The 20,507-nt window shown below is 65.8% G+C and carries 18 protein-coding genes; 13 read left to right on the top strand and 5 right to left on the bottom strand.

Annotated features, from left to right (window positions below):
- Position 1 precedes the first annotated feature (1 nt).
- From nusA to NR101_RS06230, 7 genes are all read left to right on the top strand, one after another.
- Positions 2-1,513: a transcription termination factor NusA gene (gene nusA, locus NR101_RS06260; RefSeq protein ID WP_256774645.1), complete on the top strand. Its 1,512-nt coding sequence runs from the start codon at positions 2-4 to the stop codon at positions 1,511-1,513.
- Between the two features lie 95 nt (positions 1,514-1,608).
- Positions 1,609-4,254, top strand: coding sequence for a translation initiation factor IF-2 (gene infB, locus NR101_RS06255; RefSeq protein WP_256774646.1), 2,646 nt, complete (start codon positions 1,609-1,611; stop codon positions 4,252-4,254).
- 75 nt (positions 4,255-4,329) lie between these two features.
- On the top strand, positions 4,330-4,755 hold the full coding sequence (rbfA, locus tag NR101_RS06250) for a 30S ribosome-binding factor RbfA (RefSeq protein WP_256774647.1): 426 nt from the start codon (positions 4,330-4,332) through the stop codon (positions 4,753-4,755).
- Positions 4,756-4,873: 118 nt separating this feature from the next.
- The gene (truB, locus tag NR101_RS06245; RefSeq protein ID WP_256774648.1) at positions 4,874-5,797 is read left to right on the top strand and encodes a tRNA pseudouridine(55) synthase TruB; all 924 of its coding nucleotides are present in this window, start codon (positions 4,874-4,876) and stop codon (positions 5,795-5,797) included.
- 161 nt (positions 5,798-5,958) lie between these two features.
- A complete protein-coding gene (rpsO, locus tag NR101_RS06240) occupies positions 5,959-6,219 on the top strand; it encodes a 30S ribosomal protein S15 (protein WP_128097467.1) in 261 nt (86 codons plus the stop codon).
- Between the two features lie 147 nt (positions 6,220-6,366).
- Positions 6,367-8,478 carry a polyribonucleotide nucleotidyltransferase gene (pnp, locus tag NR101_RS06235; protein WP_256777714.1) on the top strand — a complete coding sequence of 704 codons (2,112 nt, stop codon included), beginning with the start codon at positions 6,367-6,369 and terminating at the stop codon, positions 8,476-8,478.
- 304 nt (positions 8,479-8,782) lie between these two features.
- Positions 8,783-9,967, top strand: coding sequence for a glycoside hydrolase family 18 protein (locus NR101_RS06230; protein ID WP_256774650.1), 1,185 nt, complete (start codon positions 8,783-8,785; stop codon positions 9,965-9,967).
- Here the strand turns inward: NR101_RS06230 and NR101_RS06225 are convergent.
- Positions 9,955-10,338, bottom strand: a complete 384-nt coding sequence (locus NR101_RS06225) for a VOC family protein (protein ID WP_256774731.1) — start codon at positions 10,336-10,338, stop codon at positions 9,955-9,957. The genes NR101_RS06230 and NR101_RS06225 overlap by 13 nt on opposite strands.
- A gap of 122 nt (positions 10,339-10,460) precedes the next feature.
- Between NR101_RS06225 and NR101_RS06220 the strand changes: the two genes are divergently transcribed.
- Positions 10,461-12,032: a winged helix-turn-helix domain-containing protein gene (locus NR101_RS06220; RefSeq protein WP_256774651.1), complete on the top strand. Its 1,572-nt coding sequence runs from the start codon at positions 10,461-10,463 to the stop codon at positions 12,030-12,032.
- On the opposite strand, the gene NR101_RS06215 is transcribed toward NR101_RS06220, so the two are convergent.
- From NR101_RS06215 to NR101_RS06200, 4 genes are all read right to left on the bottom strand, one after another.
- On the bottom strand, positions 12,001-13,077 hold the full coding sequence (locus NR101_RS06215; protein WP_256774652.1) for a serine hydrolase: 1,077 nt from the start codon (positions 13,075-13,077) through the stop codon (positions 12,001-12,003). The genes NR101_RS06220 and NR101_RS06215 overlap by 32 nt on opposite strands.
- A 132-nt stretch (positions 13,078-13,209) precedes the next feature.
- The gene (locus NR101_RS06210; protein ID WP_256774653.1) at positions 13,210-14,790 is read right to left on the bottom strand and encodes a PepSY-associated TM helix domain-containing protein; all 1,581 of its coding nucleotides are present in this window, start codon (positions 14,788-14,790) and stop codon (positions 13,210-13,212) included.
- 10 nt (positions 14,791-14,800) lie between these two features.
- On the bottom strand, positions 14,801-15,064 hold the full coding sequence (locus NR101_RS06205; protein WP_256774654.1) for a hypothetical protein: 264 nt from the start codon (positions 15,062-15,064) through the stop codon (positions 14,801-14,803).
- The gene (locus tag NR101_RS06200; protein WP_256774655.1) at positions 15,064-15,393 is read right to left on the bottom strand and encodes a hypothetical protein; all 330 of its coding nucleotides are present in this window, start codon (positions 15,391-15,393) and stop codon (positions 15,064-15,066) included. Before NR101_RS06200 ends, NR101_RS06205 begins: the two co-directional genes overlap by 1 nt.
- Positions 15,394-15,759: 366 nt before the next feature.
- On the opposite strand from NR101_RS06200, the gene thrS reads away from it, so the two are divergent.
- The 5 genes from thrS (at position 15,760) to pheS (ending at position 20,483) form a co-directional block, all read left to right on the top strand.
- Positions 15,760-17,664, top strand: coding sequence for a threonine--tRNA ligase (gene thrS / locus NR101_RS06195; protein ID WP_256774656.1), 1,905 nt, complete (start codon positions 15,760-15,762; stop codon positions 17,662-17,664).
- Between the two features lie 48 nt (positions 17,665-17,712).
- Entirely contained in the window at positions 17,713-18,252 is a 540-nt protein-coding gene (infC, locus tag NR101_RS06190; RefSeq protein ID WP_256774732.1) for a translation initiation factor IF-3, read from the top strand.
- A 471-nt stretch (positions 18,253-18,723) separates the two neighbouring features.
- Entirely contained in the window at positions 18,724-18,921 is a 198-nt protein-coding gene (gene rpmI, locus NR101_RS06185; RefSeq protein WP_017355265.1) for a 50S ribosomal protein L35, read from the top strand.
- Between the two features lie 10 nt (positions 18,922-18,931).
- Positions 18,932-19,291, top strand: a complete 360-nt coding sequence (rplT, locus tag NR101_RS06180; RefSeq protein WP_017355264.1) for a 50S ribosomal protein L20 — start codon at positions 18,932-18,934, stop codon at positions 19,289-19,291.
- 196 nt (positions 19,292-19,487) lie between these two features.
- Positions 19,488-20,483, top strand: a complete 996-nt coding sequence (pheS, locus tag NR101_RS06175; RefSeq protein WP_256774657.1) for a phenylalanine--tRNA ligase subunit alpha — start codon at positions 19,488-19,490, stop codon at positions 20,481-20,483.
- The last annotated feature ends 24 nt before the right edge of the window (positions 20,484-20,507 follow it).

Raw genomic sequence — 20,507 nt, 5'->3', positions numbered from 1 at the left:
AATGAGCAAGGAACTTTTGCTGGTAGTGGATGCGGTCGCCAATGAAAAGGGCGTTCCGCGTGAAGTGATCTTCGATGCCATCGAGGCAGCACTGGCGTCGGCGGCGAAGAAGCGCTACCCCGATGAAGAAGTGCTGGCCCGTGTGTCGATCGACCACAAGGACGGCAACTACGAAACCTTCCGCCGCTGGGAAGTGGTGGCCGATGACGTGGTGATGGAATCGCCCGACCGCCAGATCCGTCTGATGGATGCCATCGACGAAGCCGAAGGCGTGGAAGTCGGCGACTACATCGAAGAACAGATCGAAAACCCGGACTTCGGCCGTATCGCCGCACAGGCCGCCAAGCAGGTGATCGTCCAGCGCGTGCGCGAAGCCGAGCGCCAGCAGGTCGTCGATGCGTGGAAGGATCGTGTCGGCGAGCTGGTCACCGGTGTGGTCAAGCGCGCCGAGCGCGGCAACATCTATGTCGACCTCGGTGGCAACGCCGAAGCCTTCATCCCGAAGGACAAGGGCATTCCGCGCGACGTCCTGCGTGCCGGCGACCGCGTCCGCGGTTACCTGGCCGAAGTGCGCTCCGAGCCGCGTGGCCCGCAGCTGTTCATCAGCCGCGCCGCGCCGGAATTCATGATCGAACTGTTCAAGCTCGAAGTGCCGGAAGTCGGCCAGGGCCTGGTCGAGATCAAGGCCTGCGCACGTGATCCGGGCGACCGTGCCAAGATCGCCGTGCTCGCCCACGACGCCCGCACCGATCCGATCGGTGCCTGCATCGGCATGCGCGGTTCGCGTGTGCAGGCCGTGTCCAACGAGCTCAACGGTGAGCGCGTGGACATCGTGCTGTGGAACGAGAACCCGGCCAACTTCGTCATCAACGCGATGGCGCCGGCCGAAGTGCAGTCGATCATCGTCGACGAAGAAAAGCATTCGATGGACCTGGCCGTCGCTGAAGAGCGTCTGGCCCAGGCGATCGGCAAGGGCGGCCAGAATGTGCGCCTGGCCAGCCGCCTGACCGGTTGGCAGCTCAATGTGATGACCCAGGACCAGGTGACCGCCAAGTCCGAGGCAGAGCAGACCGTTGCCCGCCAGTTGTTCATGGACAAGCTGGAAGTGGATGAAGAAATCGCCGCCATCCTGGTGACCGAAGGCTTCAACACCGTGGAAGAAATCGCCTACGTCCCGGTCGGCGAATTGCTGGCCGTGGAAGGCTTCGACGAAGACATCGTCGAAGAGCTGCGTGCCCGTGCCCGCGATGCGCTGCTCAATGAAGCGCTGGCGGTGGAAGAAGGTCTGGAGGACGGCTCGCCGTCGGAAGACCTGCTCGCCCTGGAAGGCATGGACGAGGCGACTGCCTACGCCCTGGCCGGTCATGGCGTGCGTACCAGTGAGGACCTGTCGGACCTGGCCGCCGACGAGATCCTCGAGTTCGGTATCGAGGACATGGACCAGGAGCGCGCCGCCGCCCTGATCCTTGCCGCCCGAGCCGAGGAGATCGCCCGCCTGGAGCGCGGCGAATGAGCCAGCGATGAACAGTGCCCTGACCCGATCAGGGCTTAGACTCCGCGCTGCCTTCGCACGTTTCGAGGGAGCGCCAACCAGATCATAGGATCCGAATGTCGCAGCAAACCACCATCCGTAAGCTTGCCGAACTGGTCAACACGCCTGTCGATAAACTGCTCGTACAGCTTGCCGAAGCCGGCATGAAGTTCAGCGGTCCCGACCAGGTCGTGACCAGCACCGAGAAGGTGAAGCTCCTGGGCTTCCTTCGTCGTTCGCACGGCAAGACCGAGCAGCCCGTCGAGAGCACCGACGAGGCCGCCAAGAAGATCACCCTCAACCGTCGCAAGTTGCAGGAAGTGACGGTCAGCGCCGGCCGCAGCAAGACCACCGTCAACGTCGAAGTGCGCCAGAAGCGCACCTACATGAAGGACGCCAGCGGCAAGCCGATGACCGCGGATGAGGAGCGCGCCGACATCCTGCGCAAGCTGGAGGAATCCCGCCAGCGCAATCTGGACGAGCAGCGCGCACTGGCCGAGAAGGACCGTGCGCGCGATGAAGAAATCGCCCGCAAGCGTCAGGACGAAATCGACGCCAAGGAACGTGCCGAAGCCGAGCGCAAGGCGGCCGAAGCCGCTGCCGAAGCGGCCAAGAATGCACCGCCGGCCCCGGCCCCGGTTGCAGCCAAGCCTGCGGCCGCCAACGATGCCCCGGCGCGCAATCCGCGTCCGTCGGCGCCGTCGGCTGCACGTCCGGCCCCGCGTTCGGACGACCGCAATTCGAACAACGCCAACAACCGCCCGGGCGCCAAGCGCGACGACGATGGTGGCAACCGCTTCGCCGGTCAGCTGCATCTGTCGGCCGCCGATCGCGCCCGTCGTGGCAACAACAGCAACTCGCGCGGTCGTCCGACCGGGCGCGTGCAGCACGGCAGCCGCCGTGACAGCAACCAGTCGCGCAGCGGCGGGGGTGCCCATGGTTTCGAGCGTCCGGTCGCCCCGATCGTGCGTGATGTGACCATCGGCGATACCGTCACCGTGGCCGATCTGGCCCAGAAGCTGGCCCTGAAGGGCGGCGATGTGGTCAAGGCGCTGTTCAAGATGGGCGTCATGGCGACCATCACCCAGACCATCGACCACGACACCGCCGCGCTGGTGACCGAAGAACTCGGCCACAACGTGATCCGTGCCAACACCAACGATGCCGAAGACGCGTTGCTGGCGCAGTCCGCTGGCAACCACGGCGACCCGGTGGCACGTCCGCCGGTGGTCACCATCATGGGCCACGTCGACCACGGCAAGACCTCGCTGCTGGATTACATTCGTCGCACCAAGGTTGCCACGGGCGAAGCCGGTGGCATCACCCAGCACATCGGTGCGTACCACGTTGAAACGCCCAAGGGCGTCATCAGCTTCCTGGATACCCCGGGCCACGCGGCGTTTACGTCCATGCGTGCCCGCGGTGCCAAGCTGACCGACATCGTGGTGCTGGTGGTGGCTGCCGACGACGGCGTCATGCCGCAGACCAAGGAAGCCATCCAGCACGCCCGTTCGGCGGGTGTGCCGCTGATCGTGGCGATCAACAAGATCGACAAGGCCGGCGCCGACCCGTTGCGGGTCAAGAACGAACTGCTCACCGAGCAGGTCGTGTCCGAAGACTTTGGTGGCGACACCCAGATGGTCGAGATCTCGGCCAAGGCTGGCCTGGGTATCGACGACCTGCTCGAGGCGATCTCGGTCCAGGCCGAACTGCTGGAACTGAAGGCCGTGGCCGACGGCCGCGCCAGCGGCGTGGTCATCGAGTCCTCGCTGGACAAGGGCCGTGGCCCGATCGCCACCGTGCTGGTGCAGCAGGGTTCGCTGAAGAAGGGCGACTACCTGGTCTGCGGTATCCAGTACGGCCGCGTGCGCGCCCTGTTCGACGAAACCGGCGCGCAGCCGGAGCAGGCGGGTCCGTCGATCCCGGTGCAGGTGCTGGGTCTGTCCGGCGTGCCGGATGCCGGCGATGACTTCGTCGTTGTCGAAGACGAGCGTCTGGCCAAGGACGTCGCGCAGCAGCGCGAAATCAAGCGCCGTGAATCGCGCCTGGTGCAGTCTGCCGGCAGCCGCATGGAAGACATCATGGCGACCCTGGGCAAGGGCGATGGCCAGCAGGTGCTGAACCTGGTGATCAAGGCCGACGTGCAGGGTTCGGTGCAGGCACTGAGCCAGGCACTGGTCGCGCTGTCCAACGAAGACATCCGCATCAACGTGATCCACTCCGGCGTGGGCGGCATCACCGAGTCCGATGCCAACTCCGCGGTTGCTTCCAAGGCCACCGTCATCGGCTTCAACGTGCGTGCCGATGCCTCCGCGCGTCGCATCATCGAATCCAATGGCGTGGACCTGCGTTACTTCTCGATCATCTATGACGTGATCGATCAGGTGAAGCAGGTGGCGTCCGGTCTGCTCGGCGTGGAAATCCGCGAAGAGATCATCGGTATCGCCCAGGTCCGCGACGTGTTCCGCAGCTCGAAGTTCGGTGCGGTCGCAGGCTGCATGATCATCGAAGGCACCGTGAAGCGCAGCAAGCCGATCCGCGTCCTGCGCGACAGCGTCGTGGTCTTCGAAGGCGAGCTGGAATCGCTGCGCCGCTTCAAGGAAAACGTCGAGGAAGTTCGCAACGGTACCGAATGCGGTATCGGCGTGAAGGCCTACAACGACGTCAAGCCGGGCGACCAGATCGAGTGCTTCGAGCGTATCGAAGTGCCGCGCACCCTGTAATGTTCCAGGCCGGATCGCTTCGCGCGGTCCGGCTTTTTCGCTTACGTACCACCCTTCAAGACGAGTCCGCCTACCGTGCCAAAGACCTTCCATCGAACCGACCGTGTTTCCGCCCAGATCCGCCGCGAACTGGGGACGCTCGTGCACAACGCCGTGCGTGTACACGGCCTGCCTTCGGTGAGCGTCTCCGACGTGGAAATCACCCGTGACATGGCGCATGCCAAGATCTTCGTCACCGCGCTGATGCCCGAACGTTCGGTAGAAGCCATGAAGGGCCTGAAGGAACTGGCCTGGGAGCTGCGGATGGAGCTGGCGCGTGCCATGAAGCTGCGCCACGTGCCCGAGCTGCACTTCCACTACGATGATTCGGTGGATCGCGGCGAGCGCATCGACAACATTCTGCGTGACCTGCCCGATACGCTGGCGGCTGAAAAAAGCCGACAGCCCGAGGACGACGCAGAGGATGGCGACGCGGACGAAAGCGACAAGAAATCTGATTGATGGACCAACAGCCCGCAAGGGCTGTTGTCTTATGGGACGGTGCCCGGGTCGACAACGACCGCACCGTCGACCGCCGGGACTGCCGGCAGCGCCAGATGGCGCCGATTGAAACCACGACATGGCATCCCGAATCACATTCCGTCGCCTGGACGGCATTCTGCTGCTCGACAAGCCGGGCGGCATGAGCTCCAACGCCGCGCTGCAGATCGCGCGGCGCCTGTACCGCGCCGAGAAGGGCGGCCACACCGGCAGCCTGGACCCGCTGGCGACCGGCCTGCTGCCGCTGTGCTTCGGCGAGGCCACCAAGATTGCCGGCCTGCTGCTGGGCTCGGCCAAGGCCTACGACGCCGAGGTGGTGCTGGGCCAGACCACCGATACCGATGACGCCGATGGCGCGGTGCTGCGCGAACGGCCGGTCCCGCCGATCAGCGCCGAAGCGCTGGAGGCCGCGCTGGTACCGCTGAAGGGGCGCATCCTGCAGCGCGCGCCGATCTACTCAGCGCTCAAGCAGGGCGGCGAACCGCTGTACCTGAAGGCGCGCCGCGGCGAGGTCATCGAGGCGCCGGAGCGCCAGGTGGAGGTGCACGCCATTGAGGTACTGGAGCAGCAACCGACCCGGCTGCGCCTGCGCGTGACCTGCGGTTCAGGCACCTATATCCGCAGCCTGGCCCGCGACCTCGGGGAAACCCTGGGCTGTGGGGCACACATCGCCGGCCTGCGTCGGCTGTGGGTGGACCCCTTCCGCGACGTGCCGATGGTGTCCCTGGACACCCTGCGGACTCTGGTGGAGCAGGGCGACGAAGCCGCCATCGATGCGCTGCTGCTGCCACTGGACGCCGGCCTGGCCCACTATCCACGGGTCACCCTGGATGCTGAACAGACCCCGCGCTTCTGCGTGGGCCAGCGCCTGCGCGACCCGGCCTGGGCCCAGGGCACGGTGGTGGTATACGGTCCGGACGAGGCCATCCAGGGCCTGGGCAAGGTCGACGAGAACGGCCGGCTGGCACCGCAGCGGCGCTTCAACCTGGCCGGCCAGGGCTGACCCCGGCGCAGCCGGTCCTTGTCCCGGACGGCTGCGCCCGTTACAATTTCGCGGCCTTTTCAGGCTTCCCGCGTTCTGCGGGTTCATCCTTTCGTTCACGGCGAGTCACGCGGTACGTCAATGGGACGTTTCTGCGGGCCACGCATCCAAGAGAAAATAAAATGTCGATCGACACCCAGAAAGTCATTGAAGACAACAAGCGCAGCGCCACCGACACCGGCTCCCCGGAAGTCCAGGTCGCTCTGCTGACCGCCCGCATCGAACTGCTGACCGGCCACTTCAAGACCCACAAGAAGGATCACCACAGCCGCCGCGGTCTGCTGCAGATGGTCAACCGCCGCCGCAGCCTGCTCGACTACCTGAAGAAGAAAGACGCTCCGCGTTACAAGGCCCTGATCGAAAAGCTCGGCCTGCGTCGCTAAGTACGAACCCCCACCGCGGCGCAGGAATGCGCCGCGGTTTTGTTTTGGCAGTACCGCATCAAACGTATGGGCCGGACAACCGGTCACCCGTCGGCGGCAAGGGTCGCCCGCGGTCCATTGAAGAAAGCATCATCCAAGGAAACCCCCGTGGCAAAAATCACCAAAACCTTCCAGTACGGCAAGCACACCGTCACGCTTGAAACCGGCGAAATCGCCCGTCAGGCGGGCGGTGCCGTCATCGTCAAGTTCGACGACACCGTGCTGCTGGTCTCCGCCGTTGCCGCCAAGAGCGCGCGTGAGGGCCAGGACTTCTTCCCCCTGACCTGCGACTATCAGGAGAAGTTCTACGCAGGTGGCCGTATCCCGGGCGGTTTCTTCAAGCGCGAAGGCCGCGCGACCGAAAAAGAGACGCTGATTTCGCGCCTGATCGATCGCCCGATCCGTCCGCTGTTCCCGGAAGACTACAAGAACGAAGTGCAGATCATCGCCACGGTGATGTCGCTGAACCCGGACATCGATGGTGACATCGCTGCCCTGATCGGTGCCTCGGCTGCGCTGTCGCTGGCCGGCACCCCGTTCAAGGGTCCGATCGCCGCCGCCAAGGTGGGTTACAAGAACGGTGAGTACATCCTCAACCCGACCGTGACCGAACTGAAGGATTCGGAGCTGGAACTGGTTGTCGCCGGTACCGCCAACGCCGTGCTGATGGTCGAATCCGAAGCCGCGCTGCTGTCCGAAGACGTGATGCTGGGCGCTGTGACCTTCGGTCACCGCGAAATGCAGAAGGTCATCCACGCGATCAACGAACTGGTCGTGGAAGCCGGCACCAAGCCGTCGACCTGGGAAGCCCCGGCCAAGAACGACGTGCTGATCAGCGCCCTGCAGGAAGCCATCGGCCCGCGTCTGGGCGAAGCCTTCCAGGTGCGCGACAAGCTGCAGCGCCGTGACGCCATCTCGGCGATCAAGAAGGACGTGGTCGAGTCGCTGGCTGGCCGCGTGGCCGCCGAAGGCTGGAACCCGGCCGAGCTGTCGAAGGAATTCGGCGAGCTGGAATACAGCACCATGCGCAACTCGGTGCTGGACACCAAGGTCCGCATCGACGGCCGTGCGCTGGACACCGTCCGCCCGATCGCCGTGAAGACCGGCATCCTGCCGCGTACCCATGGTTCGGCGCTGTTCACCCGCGGTGAAACGCAGGCCATCGTGACCATCACCCTGGGCACCGCCCGTGATGGCCAGGTCATCGATGCCGTGTCCGGTGAGTACAAGGACAACTTCCTCTTCCATTACAACTTCCCCCCCTACTCGGTGGGCGAGACCGGCCGCATGATGGGCCCGAAGCGTCGCGAAATCGGCCACGGCCGCCTCGCCAAGCGCGGCGTGCTGGCAGTGATGCCGTCGCTGGAAGCCTTCCCGTACACCATCCGCGTGGTCTCGGAAATCACCGAATCCAACGGCTCCTCGTCGATGGCTTCGGTCTGCGGTTCCTCGCTGGCCCTGATGGATGCCGGCGTGCCGGTCAAGTCGCCGGTGGCCGGTATCGCCATGGGTCTGGTCAAGGAAGGCGAGCGCTTCGTCGTCCTGTCCGACATCCTGGGTGACGAAGATCACCTGGGTGACATGGACTTCAAGGTTGCCGGTACCGCTGAGGGCATCTCCGCCCTGCAGATGGATATCAAGATCGAAGGCATCACCGAAGAGATCATGAAGCAGGCACTGCAGCAGGCCAAGGCGGGCCGTCTGCACATCCTGGGCGAAATGGCCCATGGCCTGACCGCGCCGCGTCAGGAGCTGTCGGACTACGCGCCGCGCCTGCTGACCATCAAGATCCACCCGGACAAGATCCGCGAAGTGATCGGCAAGGGTGGTTCCACCATCCAGGCCATCACCAAGGAAACCGGCACCCAGATCGACATCCAGGATGACGGCACCATCGTCATCGCCTCGGTCAATGCCATCGCTGCACAGGCCGCCAAGGCCCGCATCGAGCAGATCACCTCGGACGTCGAGCCGGGCCGCATCTACGAAGGCAAGGTCGCCAAGATCATGGACTTCGGTGCGTTCGTCACCATCCTGCCGGGCAAGGATGGCCTGGTGCACGTGTCGCAGATCTCCAGCGACCGCGTCGAGAAGGTCGGCGACGTGCTTAAGGAAGGCGATGTGGTCAAGGTCAAGGTGCTGGAAGTGGACAAGCAGGGCCGTATCCGCTTGTCGATGAAGGCCGTCGAAGAAGGCGAAGGCGCCGTCGCCGCCGAGTAATCGGCGCACGCTGATCGCCTGGTAGCTGAGGACCGTGGGTCCTCACGCTTTCGAACAGAAAAAGCGGGCTTCGGCCCGCTTTTTCTTTGCCTGCGGCTGCGCGCCATGCGGGGTCGCATCGGATCCCCGGGACGCGGCCGCATGCCCCGCAGTTGACTGTGTTTTACCCGGCATGGTGTCCGATAAGACCCCTCACGCAGGCGCGGTGGTGTCTGCAGGACAGGTTTGCAGGACTCGCCGTACAAACCCATTTCCGCCCCCTGCGGGTCTGCTAACGTGGCCTCGCCTTCAACCGGGAGTTCGCATGTTCCGTCATTCCGTGGCCGTGCTCGCCGTGCTGATTGCCAGCCTTCTACCGCGTGCCGCATCTGCTGCGGAATCGGCACCCAGGGTGGTCGGCGCGTATTACCCCGGCGGTTCGGCCGAGCGCTATCCGGTCGAGCGCATCCCGGCCGACACGCTGACCCACCTGTTCTACGCGTTCGCCACCATCGAGCAGGGGCAGTGCGTGGTCGGATCACAGGCCGAGGCGCACTTCAGGGCACTGGCCACGCTCAAGCGTGCGCACCCCAAGCTGCACACGCTTATCTCCATCGGCGGCTGGAACGCCGGTGGTTTCTCCGATGCCGCGCTGACCGCCGACAGCCGCACACGCTTCGTGGCCTCCTGTGTGGCGCTGTTCTTCGAACGCCATCGCGGCAGTTTCGACGGCGTGGATATCGACTGGGAATTTCCGGTGTCGGGCGGTCCAACCGACATCGCCCACCGCCCGGAAGACCGCCGCAACATGACCCTGCTGGTGCAGGAGTTTCGCCGTCAGCTCGATGCGGTCGGCAAGCCGCGCGCGCAGTCACTGCTGCTCACGGCCGCGCTGCCGGCCGGTCGCGTGCAGACCGACGGCCCTTATGACCCGGCGCTCAGCTATGACGTGAAGGCACTCGCCAGCGCGCTCGATTTCATCAATCTGATGAGCTATGACATGGGCACCGGCTTCTCCAAGGTGTCCACTTTCAACGCGCCCTTGCGGGAAGTGCCGACCGATCCGCTGGACCCGGCGCTGCGCCGCTGGAACAACATCGAAGGCGCGGTGCAGTACTACCAGCAGCACGGTGTACCGGCCGACAAGCTGGTGCTGGGCGTGCCGTTCTACGGGCGCGGTTTCCGTGTCACCACCGACGCGGGTGAGGGGCTGTACCAGCCCTACAGCGCGCCGTTCGATGCCGGCGACTGGCGGCGCATCCGCAGCGACTTCCTCGACCAGCCGGGCTGGCAGCGGCATTGGCACCCGGTGGCGCAGACGCCATGGCTGTACAACCCGGCCGAGCGCATCTTCATCAGCTACGAAGACCCGACCTCGATCGGTGTGCGCGCGGCGTACGCCAAGCAGGCGCAGCTGCGCGGCGTGTTCACCTGGGAACTGACCGGCGATGATGCGCAGGGCAGCCTGTTGCAGGCCATGTCCGCGCCGTTCCTGCCTCAGTCCAGGTAACGCGCGACCTCGATCAGGTTGGCGTCGGGGTCGCGGACGTACACGGACAGGATCGGACCGGTCGCGCCAGTGCGCTGCACCGGTCCTTCTTCCACGACCACGCCCTGCGCATCCAGGTGCGCGAGGATCTCCTCCATCGTCGCATAAGTGATCAGGCACAGGTCCGCCGCGCCCGGCGTGGGGCGATCGGCCTTGGGCTCGAACTCCTTGCCGTGCGCATGCAGGTTGATCTTCTGCATCCCGAAACGCAGGGCCTTGCGCCCCGCACCAACGTCGATGACCTCCATGCCCAGCACGCGCTGGTAGAAGTCGCAGGTGGTGGCGATGTCGGCCACGGTCAGGACAAGGTGGTCGAGGCGGTCGATGTGCAGGTCGGTCATGGCGGCGCGGGCGAGAAGGGGCAAGGCACTGTAGCTGCGCCGTGGCGACTGGGCGGTGATGGGGTGCAATCGGCCACATCCGGCACGGTCTGCTGTGCCCTATGCTTGCCGGCATGGAGATTGTTCGCCTGCTGGACCTGGATATCGATCGCACCCTGCAACAGGTGCGACGCGACGGCGTGGTCCTGCCGGTCACCGGGCTCAGCTGGCGCCTGCTGGACTGCCTGCTCGCCCACGGCGATGCGGTGGTGGACTTCGACACGCTGGCCGCGCAGGTGTGGGCACCGGCGGTGGTCGGTGAGGATGCGATCAGTCAACGGGTGAAGCTGTTGCGACAGGCGCTGGGCGATGACGGCCGTCAGCCACGCTATGTGCGCTCGGTGCGCGGGCGGGGCTATCAGCTGTGCGCGCCGTTGCAGCCGATACCCCCCGAGGCCACCGCCATCGGACCCTCGCGGACACGTCGTTGGATATGGCCCACCGCAGCGATGGCCGCCCTCGTCGCGGCGGGCGTGGTCATCCTGGCATGGCCCACGCGCGCGCCGACCTCGCCGGCCGACCCGGTGCTGGAGCGCGCCAGCTATTACGCCGGTATCGGACAGGCCAGCAACAACACGCGCGCCATTGCGCTGTATCGGCAGGCGTTGCAGATCGACCCGGATTCGCGGGTCGCCCGTCGCGGGCTGGCCCGCGCGCTTGCCGCCGATGCCTGCCTGTTCAATGGCAGCCGCGAGCGTGCGGAAGAAGCGCTGGTGCTGGCCGGGCAGGCGCTTCAGGCAGTGCCGGATGATGCCGCCGCGTACGCCGCGCGCGGTTATGCGCATGACTGCCTCGGGGCAATGCCGCAGGCGATCGCCGATTACCAGCAGGCGCTGCAGCGCGACCCGGACGATGAGCGCACCCGCGCCTCGCTGGCCTATCTGCACCAGGAGCAGGGCCACCTCGCGCTGGCGCTGCAGAACAACCTCGCCTTGCGTGCGCCCGAACGGATCCGCTTCCTGGATGTGCAGGTGGCGCGCGAACTGGAACTGCTCGGCTTCAAGGAGGCCGCCGCACGCCGCCACGAGCGCAATTTCCAGCTGTATCCGGATAACGTGTTCGCCAACATCGCCTGGCCCCGCACGCTGCTGGCCATGGGTGAACAGGGCAGGGCGGGCGCGGTCCTGGAGCAGGCCCTGGCGCGCGGCACCCCGCATCCGGAACTGCTGCGGCTGCAGGGCGAAATGCGGTTGCTGGACGGTGACCGCGCGGGCGCCGCGCAGGCCTTCGAGCGCAGCCGCCAACTGCGTCCACAGCAGTCGATGGGGCAGACGCTGGCCGGGCTGCACGGCGTCGAAGCGGCCACGCCCGACTGGATCGCCGCGCGCCTGCGTGCACTGCACGGGCAGGCTGACGATGGCTGGTCGGACACCGCGCTGGAACGTGCGCTGCTGCACCAGGCCCAGGGCGACGCCGTCGCCGCCCTGGCCGACCTGCATCGCGCCGTGGATGCAGGCTTCCGTGATGCCGCCTGGCTGCGTGCCACGCCGCTGTTCGCGCCCCTGCACGATGCGGCAGGATGGCCGCAGCTGCTGGCCAGAATCGATGCCGACGTGGCCGCACAGCGTGCGCAGGTGCTGGCGGCCCCGTGGCGTCCCGACGACCTGGGCGGTTTCAGCGCAGCGCGGGCAGCAGGAACTCGGTGAGGATGCGCCGCGATTGCGGATGGGCGTAGCTGCGGTTGTAGGCGCGGCTGGTGATGACCGCCACCAGCTTCTTTTCCGGCATCACGAACACATAGTTGCCGCCATTGCCGGACATCGTCCATACGGTCTGTTCGCCACCGTCGACCGGCAGTTTGAGGCCCCACCACTGGTAGCCGTAATCGCTGCCATCGTCGGTGCGCGCCTGCGCGCTGACCATCGCCTGCACGTAGTTGGCCGGGACCAGCTGCCGGCCCTGCCAGCGGCCACCGTCGCGCACCAGTTCGCCCAGCCGCGCCAGATCGCGGCTGCGGTAACGGGTGCCGCCGCCGCCCATGCCGATGCCCTCCGGGGAACGGTTCCACTGGCTGGCTGAAATGCCGAGCGGACGTTCCAGCACCTTGGCCGCGTAGTCGGCCAGCGGCATCTTCGTGGCACGCTCAAGCACCGCACCGAGCACGAACGAGTTGGCTGTGCAGTAGGCATGCGCGCGGCCGTGCGGGCTGTCCTCAGGCCGGGTCATCCACGGCGCGAAGCCCTTGACCGGCAGCGACAGGGCGAAGTCCAGCCACTTCTCGGTGACATACATGCGCTCCTCGTTGCCGGCAGAAAACGCGTTCTGGTCGTCACACTCCCACAGGCTGCTCATGGTCAGCAGGTCTTCCACGGTGGTGGCGCGCAGGCGCGGATCGACCGGATGCCGCGCGGTGAACTCGGGGAAGTAGTCGTAGACCTTGGCCTGGACGCCGGGCAGGCTGCCGTCGCCAATCGCCGCCCCGACCATGAGGGCGGTGACGCTCTTGCTGGCCGAGCGCACGTCATTGAGCATCTCGACGCTGCCGCCATTGAAATAGCCTTCGTAGGCGATCTTGCCGTCCACCGTCAGCAGCACGCTGGTGACCTGCTTGATGTCGTCACTGGCGATGGCCGCTTCGAGGGCGGCGATCCGGGATGCGTCCAACGCTGGCGACGCCGCGAGGGCCGCGACGGGCAGGGCGGTGGCCAGCGACAGGATCAGGGGGACCAAACGGGGTAGGGTGCGGTGCATGGGTGAGTTCCTCGGGATGAGGAACCGACTAGGCCCGAGCAGCGTCTGAAGTGCTGGAAACGCGGCTGAAGAATTCTGAAAGCGTGATACGCCGGGGCTTTCCGATGCGCGCGGCTGCCCGCGCGCACTGGATCAGCGCGCCGCCTGCTCCGTCGGGCGCGACCACACGCTGTTCGGTTCGCCGTGGATCGCCCGGCGACTGCTCGCCCGGGCCATGGCCGCGAACCCGATCGCCATCGCCAGCGCCACCCCGTCCACCCAGAACAGCGGCCCGTAGCCGCGCTGCGCGCTGGTCCACAGCCACAGCCCACTCATCGCGCCGTGGACAAGCGGAATCAGCGCGGTGGTGATCGCCGCTGCCCACAGCAGTTCGCGTGCGGCCTGCCACGGCGCACGCAGGGCCGCCCACAAGGCGCAGCCGCCCCAGACCAGGAAGCAGGTCCAGCGCATGCCGGCGTCGGCGTGGGCCGGGGCCAGATACTCCAGCGCCTGCACACTGACGAACGCGGCCGAGACCGCCACGCACAGGCCGATGCACACCCCGACGGTGGCCCGCGCCATGTTGATCTGCGCACGTCCCTGCACCTGCTGGCGACGCTTGCGGCGCGACTCGATCCACAGCAGGTTGCCCGAATAGAACAGAAATGCACCGCCCAGTCCCAGCGCGAAGTACAGCCACGGCACCAGCGCGTTGCCGTACTCGCCGAAATGCAGCGCATAGGCAGCGGCCAGGGTGGCGTGGTTGGCATCGCGCCTGCCCGGTAACTGGGTGTGCAGCACCTCGCCGGTGTTGGCATCCAGTGCCACCGCACCCAGCGGACCCAGCGAGACCCCGCCATCGCCGGTGATCTCGATCACCGCGTTGGCATCGCCGGCATTGGCCAGCTTCAGGTACGCCGGCTCGAAGCGCTTCTGACCCTGGTCACGGGCTACCGCGATCGCGCGCGCGTACAGCATGCCCAGGCTGCCGGAGCGCACCGTCTCGCCAGCCGGGGCGCGGATTGGCGCGGTATCCATCGCCGCCGGCAGGGCCGCCATCAGCTTGCCGTCGTAGATCAGGGGATTGAGCGCGGCCATCTGCAGGAACACCAGGCACAGCAGCGCACCGGTGACCGCGAACAGCAGGTGGAAGGGCAGGCTCAGCACCCCGATCACGTTGTGCGCGTCCTGCCACATCTGCTTGAGGTTGCGGCCCGGGCGCAGCGCGAACAGGTCGCCCACCAGCTTGGGCAGGTGAATCACCAGCCCGGAGAGCAATGCCAGCCCGTAGAGCAGGCTGACCACCCCCATCAGGTAAATGCCGGCCACCGGCAGTCCCAGCGTGTAGTGCAGTTCGTTGACCAGCTCGGCCAACCCCGCCTGCGGTGGGGTCGGGCTGCCGTCGTACTGGTCGGCCCAGGCGAACAGCCAAGTGCCCTTGGCATCCTGCCAGTAGGCCACCGCCTGCGGCGTCTCGGCACCGGGGAAGGTCATGCCGATGTGCTTGCGCGCCTCCGGGTGCCGGGCCAGCACGCCGTCCAGCAGACGCTGGGCATCATCCAGCGTCTGCGCCGGCTGCTCCATGGCATGCGGCGATTGCCACAACGGCAGGTCGTGGTGGAACACGGTAATCGCACCGGCATAGAACGCCACGAACAGCGCGAAGCCGGCGACCAGGCCGACCCAGGTGTGCACCGTGGTGAACGTGCGCAGGGTGAGCGAGCTGAATTTCATCGGGACACCCTCATACCACCCAGTGATTGACGCGCAGCAACCACAGCAGCGCCAAGCCGGCCAGCGCGGTGCCCCCCAGCCAGATCCAGGCGCGCAGGCCGGTGCGGAACGCAAACGCCCACAACGCCGCCAGCATCCAGAACGGAATGAAGGCGATCAGGCTGGGCACGATGGCTGCCTGCCACGGGCCCGACGGCAGCCACACCACCAGCCCGGCCGCGGCGGCAGCGACGAAGAAACCGGCCACCAGCCCGGCCAGCGCACGTGCCCACATCAGCGCCGCGCCTCACGTTCCGGACCTGTCCACGCGGCCAGGTAGGGCAGCACCAGCGCGGTGAGCATCCAGCCGGCCAGCGTCACGCACAGCCCGGTCGCCAGGCCCAGTTGGCCCATCCACAACCACAGCGAGGTGGCTGACGCGATCAGCCCGATCTGCCGGCCCAGGCGCCCGGCACGACGCAGTCGCGGCCAGCGGCAGTGCGGCGAAGCCGCGTAGAAGGCCAGTGCCGAGAAGGCCGATGCGGCGGTGGCCACGGCGCAGTAAAGCAGGGCCAGGGCGTTGCCGCTCAACACGGAGAGCCCATCGAACGGACGGCGGAACACATGGCAGATCCTTGGGGGAGGAAGCATTGCCGGGTCAGAGCGGCAATCCGCAGATGGTAATCATTGCGGTTTTCGTCCGCCACAGGCTGGCGTTCAGGCGCGCTGGATCCAGTGCGTGGAGCAAAAACCCGATGTTTGGTTTAAGATCATGGGCATCCACATCAAGGCAACAAGGTGGCCCGCGCCCAGCGCCGGTCCAGCGTGCGACATGAGCACTACCATCGCCCACCGCTGAATGCTCCCGACGGCCCCTCGCAGGCGCCTTCGTGGCGCTTTTTTTATGGCCGACCGGCCACGCCTCGTTGCCCACCTTCCCGAATTTGTCTCCCCGGCCTGCGTTGCAGGCCCACCAGAAAAAGCCCAGTCATGATCGCGATCACGCTCCCCGACGGCAGCCGCCGTGAGTTCGAAAACCCCGTCAGTGTCATGGACGTCGCCCAGTCGATCGGCGCCGGCCTGGCCAAGGCCACCATCGCCGGTTCGGTCGATGGCGTGCTGGTCGATGCCAGCGACATGATCGATCGCGATGCCACCCTGCGCATCATCACCGCCAAGGACGAGGAGGGCGTGGAGATCATCCGTCACTCCGCCGCCCACCTGGTCGGCCACGCGGTCAAGCAGCTGTACCCGGACGTCAAGATGGTGATCGGCCCGGTCATCGCCGAAGGCTTCTACTACGACATCTACTCCGAGCGGCCGTTCACGCCCGAGGACATGGCCGCCGTCGAAAAGCGCATGGGCGAGCTGATCGCGCAGGACTACGACGTCATCAAGAAGGTCACCCCGCGCGCGGAGGTCATCGAGATCTTCAAGGCGCGTGGCGAGGACTACAAGCTGCGCCTGATCGACGACATGTCGCCGGACATCCAGGCCATGGGCATGTACTACCACCAGGAATACGTGGACATGTGCCGCGGCCCGCACGTGCCCAACACGCGCTTCCTGAAGGCCTTCAAGCTGACCCGCATTTCCGGTGCCTACTGGCGCGGTGATGCCAAGAACGAGCAGCTGCAGCGCATCTACGGCACCGCGTGGGCCGACAAGAAGCAGCTGGAGTCCTACATCAAGCGCATCGAAGAAGCCGAAATGCGCGACCACCGCCGCATCGGCAAGCAGCAGGAACTGTTCCACCTGCAGGAAGAGGCGCCGGGCATGGTGTTCTGGCACCCCAAGGGCTGGGCGCTATGGCAGGTGGTGGAGCAGTACATGCGGGGCGTGTACCGCAAGACCGGCTACGGCGAAGTGCGCTGCCCGCAGGTGCTGGACGTGGCGCTGTGGAAGCAGTCCGGGCACTGGGACAACTTCAAGGACAACATGTTCTTCACCGAATCGGAGAAGGGCACCTACGCGCTGAAGCCGATGAACTGCCCGGGCCACATCCAGGTGTTCAACCAGGGCCTGCACAGCTACCGCGACCTGCCGATCCGCTATGGCGAGTTCGGTTCGTGCCACCGCAACGAGCCGTCCGGCGCGCTGCACGGCATCCTGCGTGTGCGCGGCTTCACCCAGGACGATGGCCACGTGTTCTGCACCGAGTCGCAGATCGAGGCGGAAGTGACGGCGTTCCACCAGCAGGCGCTGGCGGTCTACACGACCTTCGGCTTCGAGGACATCCAGATCAAGATCGCGCTGCGCCCGGAACAGCGCCTGGGCGATGACGCCACCTGGGACAAGGCCGAAGGCGCGCTGCGCGCGGCGCTGGGCAGCTGCGGCGTGGAGTGGCAGGAGCTGCCGGGCGAGGGCGCCTTCTACGGCCCGAAGATCGAGTACCACCTCAAGGACGCCATCGGCCGTACCTGGCAGCTGGGCACCATGCAGGTCGATTTCATGATGCCCGGCCGCCTCGGCGCCGAGTACGTGGACGAAAACAGCCAGAAGAAGCACCCGGTCATGCTGCACCGGGCCATCGTGGGCTCGATGGAGCGTTTCATCGGCATCCTGATCGAGCACCATGCCGGGGCGTTCCCCTCCTGGCTGGCCCCGACCCAGGTGGTGGTGGCCAATATCACCGACGCCCAGGCTGAATACGTAAGCCAGGTGAGGAAAACCCTTGCAGATCAAGGCTTCCGGGTAAACGCCGATTTGCGCAACGAGAAGATCGGATATAAGATTCGCGAGCATACGCTGCAGCGGGTCCCGTACCTGCTGGTGGTCGGCGACCGTGAGAAGGAAAATGGCGCCGTGGCCGTGCGTACGCGCTCTGGCGAAGATCTGGGCAGCATGTCCGTCCAAGCCTTCATCGAGCGGTTGCAGGCAGAACAGTCCGTGTAAGAAAGTCCCGGCCCTGCGGATCCTCCGCTGAGGGCCGGTTTGATTCCTCTGGGAGATTGCAATATCAGTACCCCTGACAACAAACAGAACCGCAAGAATCAGGAAATCCGGGTGCCGCGCGTCCGCGTGATCGGCAGCGACGGAGAAATGATTGGTGTGTTGACGCGCGACGAAGCGCTGTCGAAGGCCGAAGACGAAGGTCTGGACCTGGTCGAGATCCAGCCGCAGGCGGATCCGCCGGTCTGCAAGATCATGGACTTCGGCAAGTTCAAGTTCGAAGCGCAGAAGAAGGCCAACGAGGCCAAGAAGAAGACCAAGCAGGTCGAGATCAAGGAAGTGAAGTTCCGTCCGGTCACCGATGAAGGCGACTACCAGATCAAGCTGCGCAAAATGCGCGGTTTCCTGGAAGAGGGCGACAAGATCAAGGTCAACATCCGCTTCCGTGGTCGCGAAATGAGCCATCAGGAACTGGGTCGCGAGATGGCCAACCGGATCGAAGGCGATCTGGGTGAGGACATCGTGATCGAGTCCCGTCCGCGCCTTGAAGGCCGGCAGATGGTGATGATGATCGCGCCGAAGAAGAAGTAACCGGCCATCGGGCGTAGAGCCGAGCGTTGCTCGGCTGCACACCCGAGGGGCAAGGTAGAGCCGAGCGTTGCTCGGCTGCACACCCAAGGGGCGAGGTAGAGCCGAGCGTTGCTCGGCGTCCCGCTTCCCGCTTCGCGCACCCCACAGCAGGCGTCCACCGGCGCCTTCTGCTGTTTCCCGCGTGCGCGGCCCGGCATGGCGTTGGCCCACCGGCCGCTCCGTTCAGGTTCGGCCGCCCGCGGCAAACACACGCCCGATCAAAGGTTTGCAACCTCCCGTTTAGACGGGCATAATGGGCGGCCCCGTTTTTCGGGGCGCTGTTTTGAACGGTTACACGCTGTTTCAACGGCAACAGGACCGGCCTGGTTCCCATTGGGGATCCCGGGCTTACAAGCAGGCAAGGGCATGGACGGAAAGCGTGGTGAAAGCCACCGCCCTGGTCAGTGACAAAACATCATCAAGGACATTGCAATGCCCAAGATCAAAACCAACCGGGCGGCGGCCAAGCGTTTCCGCAAGACCGCCTCCGGCAAGTTCAAGGCTGGCCATGCCAACCGTAGCCACATCCTCACGAAGAAGTCGACCAAGCGGAAGCGCAATCTGCGTCAGACGAACCATGTTCGTGCAGAAGACGCAGGCCGTTTGAACCGTATGCTTCCCTACCTCTGAGGACTGACCCATGGCACGAGTAAAGCGTGGCGTACAGGCGCGTCGCCGCCACAAGAAAATTCTGACCCTGGCGAAGGGTTACTACAACGCTCGCCGCAAGGTCTTCCGCGTTGCCAAGCAGGCCGTGATCAAGGCACAGCAGTACGCCTACATCGGTCGTAAGCAGAAGAAGCGCAATTTCCGTTCGCTGTGGATCACCCGCATCAACGCGGCTGCCCGCATCAACGGCCTGAGCTACAGCCGTTTCATGAATGGCCTGCTCAAGTCCGGCATCACCCTGGACCGCAAGGTGCTGGCTGACATCGCCGTGCACGACGCAGCCGGTTTTGCTGCACTGGCCGAAAAGGCCAAGGGCGCGCTGGCGGCATAAGTCCATTCCCCTGCCGTTGCCGTTTTCGCGCAGCGGTGGTGGGTAAGGCAAATGCATGGGGAAGGGCGCAAGTCCTTCCCCATTCTTTTTTGTGGTGGCGGTGGCCGGCAGCGTGCCATCGACCCGACAGCGGTGGCGACGGGTGTCGGCCCGGCGTGTATCGCGAAGGCATACCGACGCGAGGTCCCGGCTATCCATGAGTGACATCCAATCCCTGACCACCCAGGCGCTGGCCGACGTGGCCGCCGCCAGCAGCCCCGATGCGCTGGAAGCCCTGCGCGTTGCACTGCTTGGCAAGAACGGCAGCATCACCGCCCAGCTCAAGCAGCTTGGCGCGTTGCCGGCCGATGAGCGCAAGGCCGCCGGCGAAGCCATCAACCGTTCCCGCGATGCGCTGACCACCGCGCTGGGCGAACGCAAGGCCGTGCTGGAAGACGCCGCGCTGGACGTGCGCCTGGCCGCCGAAGCCATCGACATCACCCTGCCGGGACGCCGCGCCGATCGCGCTGGCCTGCATCCGGTCACCCGTACCCTGGAGCGCATCACCGAGATATTCGGCCGGCTCGGGTACGAGTTGTCCGAAGGCCCGGAGATCGAAGATGACTGGCACAACTTCGAAGCCCTGAACTTCCCGCCGCACCATCCGGCGCGTGCGATGCACGACACCTTCTATTTCGGCGATGGCCGCCTGTTGCGTACGCACACCTCCGGGGTGCAGGTGCGCTACATGGGCGAGCACGCCCCGCCGCTGCGCATGATCGCCGCCGGCAAGGTCTACCGCAGCGACAGCGACCAGACCCACTCGCCGATGTTCCATCAGGTCGAAGGCCTGCTGGTGGACGAGCACTCGACCTTCGCCGACCTCAAGGGCACGCTGTCCGAGTTCGTGCGTGCGTTCTTCGAGCGCGATTTCGAGATGCGTTTCCGCCCCAGCTACTTCCCCTTCGTCGAACCCGGCGCGGAAGTGGACATCGCCTGGCAGCAGCCCGACGGCAGCACCCGCTGGCTGGAAGTGCTCGGCTGCGGCATGGTCCACCCCAACGTGCTGCGCAACGTCGGCATCGATCCGGAGCGCTACACCGGCTTTGCCTTCGGCCTGGGCGTGGAGCGCTTTGCGATGCTGCGGTATGGCGTCAACGACCTGCGCGCGTTCTTCGAGAACGACGTGCGGTTCCTGAAGCAGTTCGCGTAAGCGCGTCAGCGTAACGCCGGGCCA

Origin of the sequence: Stenotrophomonas sp. Ste86, assembly GCF_024519465.1 — a bacterium.
In the GTDB taxonomy this organism is placed as follows: Bacteria; Pseudomonadota; Gammaproteobacteria; order Xanthomonadales; family Xanthomonadaceae; genus Stenotrophomonas.
This window is presented reverse-complemented; position numbering and strand designations above follow the sequence as displayed.